Annotated in this window: 13 protein-coding genes, 1 tRNA gene and 1 pseudogene; 13 read left to right on the top strand and 2 right to left on the bottom strand. The window is 56.3% G+C overall.

The annotated features are described in order from the left end of the window. Positions 1-719 precede the first annotated feature (719 nt). The 8 genes and pseudogenes from H5U36_06955 to H5U36_06920 all read left to right on the top strand — a co-directional run bounded on the left by H5U36_06955 (position 720) and on the right by H5U36_06920 (position 4,799). Positions 720-806: transfer RNA gene (locus H5U36_06955), tRNA-Leu, on the top strand. Positions 807-900: 94 nt separating this feature from the next. Then, on the top strand, positions 901-1,104 hold the full coding sequence (secE, locus tag H5U36_06950; protein ID MBC7217863.1) for a preprotein translocase subunit SecE: 204 nt from the start codon (positions 901-903) through the stop codon (positions 1,102-1,104). A 21-nt stretch (positions 1,105-1,125) separates the two neighbouring features. Beyond that, positions 1,126-1,647: a transcription termination/antitermination protein NusG gene (gene nusG / locus H5U36_06945; protein ID MBC7217862.1), complete on the top strand. Its 522-nt coding sequence runs from the start codon at positions 1,126-1,128 to the stop codon at positions 1,645-1,647. 15 nt (positions 1,648-1,662) lie between these two features. After that, positions 1,663-2,091, top strand: a complete 429-nt coding sequence (gene rplK, locus H5U36_06940) for a 50S ribosomal protein L11 (protein ID MBC7217861.1) — start codon at positions 1,663-1,665, stop codon at positions 2,089-2,091. Between the two features lie 14 nt (positions 2,092-2,105). Further along, positions 2,106-2,822: a 50S ribosomal protein L1 gene (locus H5U36_06935; GenBank protein ID MBC7217860.1), complete on the top strand. Its 717-nt coding sequence runs from the start codon at positions 2,106-2,108 to the stop codon at positions 2,820-2,822. A 158-nt stretch (positions 2,823-2,980) separates the two neighbouring features. Continuing rightward, positions 2,981-3,511, top strand: a complete 531-nt coding sequence (rplJ, locus tag H5U36_06930; protein ID MBC7217859.1) for a 50S ribosomal protein L10 — start codon at positions 2,981-2,983, stop codon at positions 3,509-3,511. Between the two features lie 3 nt (positions 3,512-3,514). Then, complete coding sequence (gene rplL / locus H5U36_06925; protein ID MBC7217858.1) at positions 3,515-3,898, top strand: 50S ribosomal protein L7/L12; 384 nt, start codon at positions 3,515-3,517, stop codon at positions 3,896-3,898. Positions 3,899-3,929: 31 nt separating this feature from the next. Next, positions 3,930-4,799: pseudogene (locus H5U36_06920) on the top strand (DMT family transporter). Here H5U36_06920 and H5U36_06915 read toward each other — a convergent pair. Beyond that, the gene (locus tag H5U36_06915; protein ID MBC7217857.1) at positions 4,761-5,519 is read right to left on the bottom strand and encodes a YdcF family protein; all 759 of its coding nucleotides are present in this window, start codon (positions 5,517-5,519) and stop codon (positions 4,761-4,763) included. The pseudogene H5U36_06920 and the gene H5U36_06915 sit on opposite strands and share 39 nt — an antisense overlap. Positions 5,520-5,579: 60 nt before the next feature. Here H5U36_06915 and H5U36_06910 point away from each other — a divergent pair, with 60 nt between their 5' ends. Together H5U36_06910 and H5U36_06905 are read left to right on the top strand one after the other, a co-directional pair. Further along, positions 5,580-6,518 carry a phosphoglycerate dehydrogenase gene (locus H5U36_06910; GenBank protein MBC7217856.1) on the top strand — a complete coding sequence of 313 codons (939 nt, stop codon included), beginning with the start codon at positions 5,580-5,582 and terminating at the stop codon, positions 6,516-6,518. Position 6,519: 1 nt separating this feature from the next. Beyond that, positions 6,520-6,999, top strand: coding sequence for a thermonuclease family protein (locus tag H5U36_06905; GenBank protein ID MBC7217855.1), 480 nt, complete (start codon positions 6,520-6,522; stop codon positions 6,997-6,999). On the opposite strand, the gene H5U36_06900 is transcribed toward H5U36_06905, so the two are convergent. Beyond that, positions 6,996-7,640: a bifunctional 4-hydroxy-2-oxoglutarate aldolase/2-dehydro-3-deoxy-phosphogluconate aldolase gene (locus H5U36_06900; protein ID MBC7217854.1), complete on the bottom strand. Its 645-nt coding sequence runs from the start codon at positions 7,638-7,640 to the stop codon at positions 6,996-6,998. The two genes, H5U36_06905 and H5U36_06900, sit on opposite strands and share 4 nt — an antisense overlap. A gap of 117 nt (positions 7,641-7,757) precedes the next feature. On the opposite strand from H5U36_06900, the gene H5U36_06895 reads away from it, so the two are divergent. The 3 genes from H5U36_06895 to H5U36_06885 all read left to right on the top strand — a co-directional run. Continuing rightward, on the top strand, positions 7,758-8,501 hold the full coding sequence (locus tag H5U36_06895; protein MBC7217853.1) for a GntR family transcriptional regulator: 744 nt from the start codon (positions 7,758-7,760) through the stop codon (positions 8,499-8,501). Positions 8,502-8,518: 17 nt separating this feature from the next. Further along, the gene (locus H5U36_06890) at positions 8,519-8,902 is read left to right on the top strand and encodes a cupin domain-containing protein (protein ID MBC7217852.1); all 384 of its coding nucleotides are present in this window, start codon (positions 8,519-8,521) and stop codon (positions 8,900-8,902) included. Between the two features lies 1 nt (position 8,903). Further along, on the top strand, positions 8,904-9,414 hold a 511-nt coding region (locus H5U36_06885), incomplete at its 3' end, for a hypothetical protein (GenBank protein MBC7217851.1).

The raw sequence follows: 9,414 nt of genomic DNA, 5'->3' as shown, positions 1-9,414 counted from the left end.
GAAAACCAGTGGGACAGGGAATAGCCAATAGCCAATAGCCAAGGGGGAAGGGAATAGGGAATAGCCAATGGCCAATAGGGTGGGGATTAGGAATCGGCCAGTGGGGAAGGGATTAGGGATTGGGGAATGGGGCTTTTGGTAACTAATTCCCGATGATGGCCCTCCCAGGAAACAGTCACCACAAGCCCCTTTATTTACCCTGTGGGTCCCTTTGATTTGCCGTTGCACGTCCCTCTGGTTTGCCGCTGTGGGTCCCTTTAGCTTGTCCCTGCGAGTTCCTTTGGCCTGTCCCTGCAAGTCCCTTTGGTTTGTCGCTGCGAGCGAAGCAGCCTCAGATTGCTTCACAGACGAAACGACGAGTTCGCAATGACGCCTTTAAATGTTGCCGCGAGGAGTAAGTGAGGTTGCTTCGGAGACGAAAGGCGGGATTCGCAGCTAATCCAGGGGTTCCCTACGGGATCGGAAGTGGCGCCGAGGGGGCTCTTGTCTCGGTCCACCCAGATCTGCAACAGGTGGGATAGGCAAAAGAGAAGAGAGATCTGTGTCCCAACTCCAGGGAAAGAAATCCCAGAAAGGAGGCCCCTCTTCCCATGCAGTAGGTAGCTACGATGATGCCTTTGATCTCAAGACCATGAGGGGGAGAAGGGCATAGAGTGTCTGCAGATTTTTCCCCTCCTCTCGTTGACGAAGACCCCCCTCCCTGGTATAATTCCGTTCGAGCCGGGCTGGTGGAATAGGAAGACACGCTATCTTGAGGGGGTAGTGGGTTTTCGCCCGTGCGGGTTCGAATCCCGCGCCCGGCACCAGGTAATCCCTCTCATCCTGCAAGCCTCCTCTCGTTGACAGGGGATGAGAAAGCATTTATAATCCCAGTGAATTTACTTTTGGGGTAAAGGATGGGTGAAAGGTTTGATCCGGTGGTTTCGTTCGTTGCGGAATTACTTTGTCGAGTCATGGGGAGAGTTGCGGAAAGTCACCTGGCCGAGCCGCAAGGAGCTGTGGAGGAGTACTCTTACCGTTCTTGTTGTCATTATCCTCATGGGCATTTTCCTTGGCGTTGTGGACCTTGTGCTCACCTTTGTCATGGGATTGTACATGCGCTGATTGTGGGGGAACCGGAAGACCATGCAACCACGTTGGTACGTTATCCATACTCTGGCGGGGAGCGAGCATAAAGTCAAGGCGAACCTCGAGCGCCGCATCGCCTCCATGGGGATGCAGGACCAGATTTTCCGGGTAGTGGTCCCGATGGAGGAGACCATCGAGGTCCGACGGGGGAAGAAGCGCTTCACAAAGCGCAAAATCTTCCCGGGGTACGTCATGGTCGAGATGATCATGAACGACCGCTCCTGGTACGTTGTGCGGAATACCCCGGGTGTCACGGGATTCGTGGGCTCTGGGATGCGGCCGGAACCTTTGAGCGATGAGGAAGTGAAAGTCATTCTCCGCCAGACCGGTATCGAGAAGAAACCACGTCTTGACATCGAGAAGGGGGAAGTCGTTAAAGTCATTGCGGGACCCTTCCTCAACTACACCGGGACGGTTGAGAGTGTGGACCACGAGAGAGGCAAGGTTACGGTCCTTCTCTCCATCTTTGGTCGGGAGACCCCGGTGGAGCTTGAGTTCTCCGATGTTGAAAAACTCTGAAGAGGTGGAAGGACTATGGCGAAAAAGGTTGTGGCAATGGTGAAGCTCCAGATTCCTGGGGGAATGGCAACTCCTGCGCCTCCGGTTGGACCGGCTCTGGGGCAGCACGGCGTGAACATCATGGAGTTCTGTAAGGCCTTCAATGCCCAGACCGAGAAGGACCGGGGAGTGCTCATTCCGGTTGAGGTAACCATTTACTCGGATCGTTCCTTCACCTTTGTGTGCAAGACCCCACCGGCTTCCTTCCTCATCCGCCAGGCTCTGGGGATTGAAAAGGGTTCTGGGGAACCGAACCGGGTGAAGGTGGGGAAGATAACCCGCTCAAAGATTCGGGAAATTGCGGAGAAGAAGATGCCAGACCTCAACACCACCGACATCGAAGCCGCCATGCGCATCATCGAGGGTACGGCGCGGAGCATGGGTGTTGAGGTTGTGGAAGGGTAAAGGAGGAGTACGCTATGGCCGAGCGGAGCAAGCGATACCTCGCCCTCAAGGCAAAACTCGAACCCGGGAAGCTCTACGATCCTGAAACCGCTGTCCGTCTCCTCAAGGAAATGGCCAGTGCCCGTTTCGATGAAACCGTTGAGATGGTGCTCAATCTCGGCATCGACCCGAGGCAATCCGATCAGCAGGTTCGCGGGACGGTCGTTCTCCCCCACGGGACGGGCAAGAAGGTTCGAGTGCTCGTTTTTGCCCAGGGTGAGAAGGCGAGGGAGGCCCAGGAAGCAGGAGCAGACTATGTGGGTGGCGAGGAGCTCGTGGAGAAAATCCAGAAAGGGTGGTTCGAGTTCGACGCGGCGGTGGCCACCCCGGACATGATGCGCATCGTGAGCCGCCTTGGGAAGATTCTCGGTCCCCGGGGGCTCATGCCGAACGCCAAAACCGGAACGGTGACTCTTGATGTTGCCCAGGCGGTGCGGGAAATTAAAAGCGGACGAATCGAGATCCGGAACGACAAGTTCGGAAACGTCCATCTCCCCATCGGGAAGGCGTCCTTCGGGGAGAACCAGATTCTCGACAACTTCTACACTGTCTTGGATGCGGTGGTCCGCCTGAAGCCCCCTGCAGCCAAGGGTCGCTATATCAAAAAGATTGTCCTTTCCCTCACCATGAGCCCTGGTGTTCCGGTGGATGTGAATACGGCGCTTCTTAAGATGGAGAAACGGGCAGCGTAAGGGGGTTTCTGAGGGAACCGAAAACTTAAAAAGTTGCAACTTGGTACTTCGCCTGAGAACCAGGGGCGGAAGCTTAAAAATCCTGGGGAGGCAGATTGAGAGAAGACTCCTCAGGTGGGAGTCTTCTCTTTTTTGTGGCGAAAGGAGGTCGGTGGTTTTTGGAGAGAAGCGAGAAGGAGAAAATAATCCAGGAACTCCTTGAAAGGTTGCGACGGAGCCAGGCGGTTTTCGTTGTCGGTTACCACGGCATGGATGTTCCAACAATGGAAGAGCTGCGACGGAGCCTGAAGAAAATCGAGGGAGAGCTCAAGGTTGCCAAGAACACCCTCATGTGTCTGGCCTTAACGAGAGCTGGGTTTTCCACGGCAGACCATCTCCTGAAGGGCCAGAACGCCTTCATCTTCTCGTACCGGGATGTCGTCCAGGTTGCCAAGGCGCTGGCGGATTTTGCCAAGAAGTTCCCCCAGCTTGAGATGAAGGGCGGCTTTCTCGGCGTCAAGCTCCTTACCGCCTCGGACATCCAGCGTCTTGCGGAACTGCCCTCTCGGGAGGAGCTCCTGGCCCGGGTGGTTGGCGGCATTGCGGCACCGCTTGTTGGGCTTCTTGGAGTCCTTCAGGGAGTTATGCGGAACTTCGTGTGGGTGCTGAAAGCCATTGAGGAGAAAAAGAGAAGCGAAAAGGAGGCATGATCCATGACGAAAGAGGAAATCATCGAAGCGATTGAGAAAATGACTGTTCTTGAGCTTGCGGAACTCGTGAAGGCCCTTGAAGAGAAGTTCGGTGTTTCGGCAGCCATGCCTGTTGCCCAGGTGACTGCGCCTGTGGCCGGTCCTCAGGCAGCTGCTCCGGCCCAGGAAGAGGAGAAGACCGAGTTCGACGTGATCTTGAAGAGCGCAGGGCCTCAGAAGCTCCAGGTCATCAAGGAAGTCCGGGCTATCACTGGTCTTGGCCTCAAGGAAGCTAAGGACCTTGTGGACAACCCGCCAAAGCCCATTAAAGAAGGCGTGAGCAAGAAAGAGGCAGACGAGATCAAGGCAAAGCTTGAGGCCGTTGGAGCTGAAGTGGAAATCAAGTAGAGGAGAGACGAGCCGTCCTCGAGGACGGCTCGTTTTTCTATCCCTTGTCCTTGTCTCTTGCATCTGGGGCCTGAACTTTGGCATCATGCGCCTTGGGGTCCTGGCCCTTGGCCCTCTTGCCTTCCCTTTCTTCCGTTTTCTCCTGAGCATCCCCCTCTTTTTCCTCGTCCTCTGGAGGGAGGAGGGCTCGGTGGGTATCGCCTGGCGTGACGTCCCCCTCTTTCTCCTTCTGGGGTTCATTGGCTTTGGGGCGTACCAGCCCCTCTGGAGCTTTGGCCTTCGCCTGAGCCTGGCCTCGCATTCGGCGCTCCTTCTCTCCCTCACTCCAGTCATCGTGGCCATTATCGTCCTTGTGCGAGGGGAGGAAGGGTTCCGGGGGGTGAATTTCCTGGGGGTGCTCCTCGGCTTTCTGGGTGTCGTCCTCCTCGTTTCGCCGGAGAAAGGGGAGGAGCGGGGTGTCCTCCTTGGGGACCTTTTGACTCTGGGGGCTTCCTTTCTTTGGGGGCTCTACTGCTACCTCGGAAAGTACCTCCTTTCGAAGTACTCGCCACTTCGGAGCAGCACCTGGAGCCTCTTCTTTGGGGTTCTCACCATGTTCCCTGTGTGTGCCCGGGACGTCTTCCGGGCTTCTTTTGCGGATTTCTCCCTGCCTCTTTTCTTTGTCTTCCTCTACGGGATTCTCCTTTCATCCCTTGTGGCCTACGTTCTCTGGATGCGGGGGATACAAAGCATCGGAGCCTCCCGCACCACCGCCTTCCAGTACCTCACCCAGATTTTCGGGGTCCTTGGGGCGTGGCTCATCTTCCGGGATCCCCTCACCCCGCGCCTTTTTGCCAGCATGGGCCTTGTGGGCCTTGGGCTTCTACTCGCCCAGTGGCAGGGAACTCCTCAAAAGGTATAGGAGGTAGCCCACTCCCTCGTGAATAGCGCTACCGAAGGCGCAGAGGACCTCGCGCTTTGGGAGGAAGCGCTCCCCGGGGAGCATGGTGGCCACATCTAAGGCGGCATGGGCAGGATAGGGGGTAATCGCTGCCTCCGGGTACCAGTAGCGGAAGGCAAAGAGCGCCCTGGGGAGGTGGATTTCTGAGGTTACGAGGTAGAAGCTCCGGATGCCGAGGGCCTTCAGGATTTTCGTGCTGTAGCGGGCATTCTCCCAGGTGGTGCGGGAACGGGCCTCAAGGACGATGTCCTCTGAGGGAACCCCGAAAGCCCTGAGGACCTCAAAGGCAACCTCGGCCTCGGCGCGTTCCTGGTTTTCCGAGAGTTTTCCGCCACTTGCAAGTATCGGAAGCTTTTCCCTCTCGTAGAGGAGGAAAGCCTGGTAGACCCGAGCAAGGGATACCGGGCTCAGGGAGAGCTCATGAGTCCCTGGGTTTTCCTCCACCCCTCCCCCAAGAACGACAATGGCCTCCGGGGGAGAGGAGGGAGGGGAGAACTCGGGGAAGGGGATGAGGCTGAAGACCCATCCTGCGGAGAGGAGGTAGAGGAGAAAGGCAAGGAAGAAGTACCCACCGGCCCCTCTTTTCTGCGCCCTTGCCCAGAGACCCGCAAGGAAGAGAAGGACGATGACAATGCCCGGGAAGTCCACCAGAGCACCCACGAATTTCTGGACGAAGAACATTCTCCTTCCTCCTTGTGGTATCCTTGTGCTGTACATAGGATACCAGACGAGGTGGTTGCTATGGCTAAGGTCGTTGTCCTTGCTCGCTCTTTCGCTCGGGCTTCCTCAGAACCCCTGGATGTACTCAGAAGCGCGGGACTTGAGGTGGAGCGAAAAACAAACCCCGAGCCCGAGAACGAGGAGGTTGTGGCTGAGCTCATAGGTGATGCCGAAGCGGTGATTGTCGGGGTGGACCGGGTTGGACGGAAAGTGCTTGAGCGCTGCCCAAATCTTCGGGTGGTGGCCAAGCACGGTGTCGGCGTGGACAACATCGACCTTGAGGCGGCAAAAGAATACGGAGTTGTCGTTGCGAACGCTCCGGGGACGAATACCGAGTCGGTGGCCGATATGGCTTTCCTCCTCATCCTCTCCTGCGCCCGGAACCTCCCCGCACTTCTTGAGAACGTTCGCAAAAAAACCTGGGGTTCTTCGACCCTCGGGGTGGAGCTTGAGGGGAAGATTCTCGGCATTGTGGGCCTTGGGCGGATTGGGAAAGGCGTTGCCCGAAGGGCTCTCGGCTTTGGCATGGAAGTGGTGTACTACGACCCCCTTGTGGAGGACGAAACCTTCAGGAAGGTTTCCCTTGAGGAGCTCTTCTCAATCTCTGATTTCATTTCTCTCCACGCTCCCTTAACCTCGGAGACAAGGCACCTTGTGAACGAGAGGCTTTTGAGCCTCATGAAGAGGGAGGCTTTCCTCATCAACACCGCTCGGGGGGAACTCGTCGATGAAGAGGCGCTCTTTCGCTTCCTCAAGGAGGGGCGCATCGCCGGGGCAGGCCTTGACGTCCTCTCCTTTGAGCCGCCCTTTGAAAGCCCTCTCCTTACCCTTCCTAACGTCCTCGTGACGCCTCATGTTGCCGCCCACACGAAAGAGGCGAACATCAAAATGGGGAAAATAGCGGCGCTCAACGTCGTTCGGGTCCTTGAGGGAAAAGAGCCGCTCTACCGGGTGGTGTAAGATGCGGAGGGTGCCGCAGCGCCTTTCGTGGGGATCGATTCTCTTCTTCCTCATCCTCGTCCTCTTCTACTACACCGTTTCGCAGAGGGGCCCGGGCGAGTACATCGTCGCCCGGGTGATCGACGGGGACACCATAGAGCTTGCAAACGGCGAAAAAGTCCGCTACATCGGCATCAACACCCCGGAGCTCCACCACCCCCAGAAGGGGGTGGAGTACTTCGCCCGGGAAGCCTATGAAGCCAACCGCCGCATGGTTGAGGGGAAAAGGGTCCGCCTGGAGTTTGATGTTCAAAGGCGCGATCGGTACGGCCGCCTTCTCGCCTACGTGTACGTCGACGACATCATGGTGAACGAGTGGCTTGTGGCAAACGGCTACGCGCAAGTAGCTACCTATCCCCCCAACGTTAGGTACGCCGAGCGTTTCCTGAAGCTTGAAGAGGAGGCCCGCCGCTTAGGCATCGGCCTCTGGGGGAAACGTTAGGAGGAGATTGCCGCCTCCTTGAAGCGGCGGGCAAGGTTTGCAAGCTCCTCCCATTTCTTCCCCTCGATGAGGTCCTTTCGCACAAGCGATCCCCCAACCCCCACGCAGGAAGCTCCGGCCTTCAGGAAATCGGCAATATTTTCGAGGTTCACCCCTCCGGTGGGGCAGAGCTTAATCTGAGGGAACGGTCCCTTAAGCTCCCGGATGTACGATGGCCCAAGGCTTGAGGCCGGGAAAACTTTCACGACTTCCGCTCCGCATTCCCAGGCTTTGAGGATTTCTGTGGGCGTCAGGGCTCCGGGAATGATGGGGACATCGTAGCGGTGGGCCATCTCGATGACGCGATCGTTCAGGGTGGGAGTCACGAGGAACTGGGCGCCTTTCAGGATGCAGAGCCTTGCCGTCTCGGGGTCAAGGATTGTCCCCGCTCCGAAGAGGACATCGTCCCTTTTTTTCCGAACCTCTTCAAGGACCTCCAGGGCCCCCGGAGTCGTCATGGTTACCTCGATGCAGGAGATTCCCCCGGCTTTGAGGGCTTCCACAACCTCCATGAGGGCCTGAGAACTCTGCGCCCGGATGATGGCGATGATTTTCTCCCGCTCGATGTACGCTACAGTCTCAGCTCGTCCCTTGAGGTTCATAGTGCTTCCTCCTTTCCCTTTTTCCCCATTATACTCGAAGAGATTCCCAGTGGGGTATCTTGACAAATCTTATCACTATGTTTAAGCTTTAAAAGTAGTAACAAGTTGGAGGGATTTATGAAACGCCTGATCTCAGACGTTCCTCTGTACGCCAAGATTTACAAAACTCTGAGAGAGGAAATCGAAAACGGCCTCTACAGAGTTGGCGATCTTCTCCCCTCGGAGGAAGAGCTTGAAAAGCGCTTCGGTGCAAGCCGCACTACCATCCGCAACGCCCTGGGAGAGTTAGAACGCGAGGGTTTCATCGTTCGCAAGCGGGGAAAGGGGACAATCGTCCAGGAGCCCAAAACCGCCCAGAATATGAACTTCATCAGCTCCTTCACCGAAACCCTTCAGGAGAAGGGAATTCAGGTAGAAACAGGAATTGTCACCATTGAACTCACTCCCGCGCCTCCCAAGGTCCTTGCAGCTCTTGGTCTCGAGAAAGGGGAAAAGGTATACCTTGTCCAGCGTACAAGGCTTGCTAATGGTGTACCAATTGCCTTCATGACTAACTACCTTCTTGCTCGAGTGGTCCCAGGTTTGGAGGAAAAAAAGGAGGCCCTGAGGAGAGTGGGTCTCTACCAGCTCCTTGAGGAAGAGTACGGTTTGGTACTCAAGAGAGCCATAGAGACAATTGAGGCCTATCTCAGCGGGCCGCTCGAGGCAGACATTCTTCAGATTCCCGAAAAGGTACCACTTTTCCATACAGTTAGGATTACCTATCTTGAAGATGGCACTCCTTTTGAGATGGTGATTTCCATCATCCGTGCCGATAAGTACGAGTACAAAGTCTACTTGGAAGGTAGGCCGAGGAAGTAGAAAGGGAGGTTTTTCACTTGTCGTACAAAAAAGTCAGTCTCTTCGAGTGTGCAGCAGAAGAGGGCAAGAATACGTTCGGTGACGTCCGTAATTCTATCGGTACGAATGTCATTCGAGATACTCTGATGCTCCTCCGCGAGAAAGATACCGAAACCGGCCGCATCAACGTGGGGTACACCATCATTTACCCTCACTGCAGTACCCGGGGGCACGAGCATGCTCCACTTGAGGAGGTGTACTTTGTAACCTCGGGGAAGGGCATCATGGAGGTTGGTGCGGAGCGGTTCGAGGTAGAAAGCGGCGACGTCGTGTACATTCCGGGCGGAGAATTCCACCGGGCCGAGAATCCTTTCGATCTTCCCCTTGAGTACGTCTGGGTTACGGTGAGAAAGGAAGGCTGATATGAGGAGAAGGGCGGTTCTCGTTGTTGATGTTGGTACCGAGAGCGTTCGAGCGGCCTTAGTCGGCGAGGAAGGGAGAATCCTTGCCCTCGAGAGCAAGAGTTTAGAGTTCTTCTCTCCCTATCCTGGTTGGGCCGAGCAAAGCCCTGAGGAGTGGTTTTCTGCGGCCTGCACCTGCATGGAAGGTGTCCTGAAGAGGAGCGCAGAGGTTGAGGTTCTCGCTCTTGGGGTTAGCGCACAGATGCACGCTGTTGTCCCGGTGGATGGAAGGGGGGAACTCCTCCTATCTCGAGTACCCATATGGTGTGATAAACGCTCAGACGAAGTTTGCAGGCGTATCCACGAGATTCTCCCCCCAGAAGAACAGATAGAGCGGACTGCCAACCTCCTCATCCCGAACTGGTTGGCTCCCAAAATGCGCTGGATTCGAGAGCATTTCCCCGAGGTTTATGCGAAAACCTCGTGCTTTCTCGCCGCTAAGGATTACCTGAACTTTCGTTTCACCGGGGCGC

This window comes from Candidatus Caldatribacterium sp., assembly GCA_014359405.1.
GTDB lineage: Bacteria > Atribacterota > Atribacteria > Atribacterales > Caldatribacteriaceae > Caldatribacterium > Caldatribacterium oleiphilum.
The sequence above is the reverse complement of the archived record's forward strand: the minus strand, read 5'-3'. Positions and strand labels throughout refer to the sequence as shown.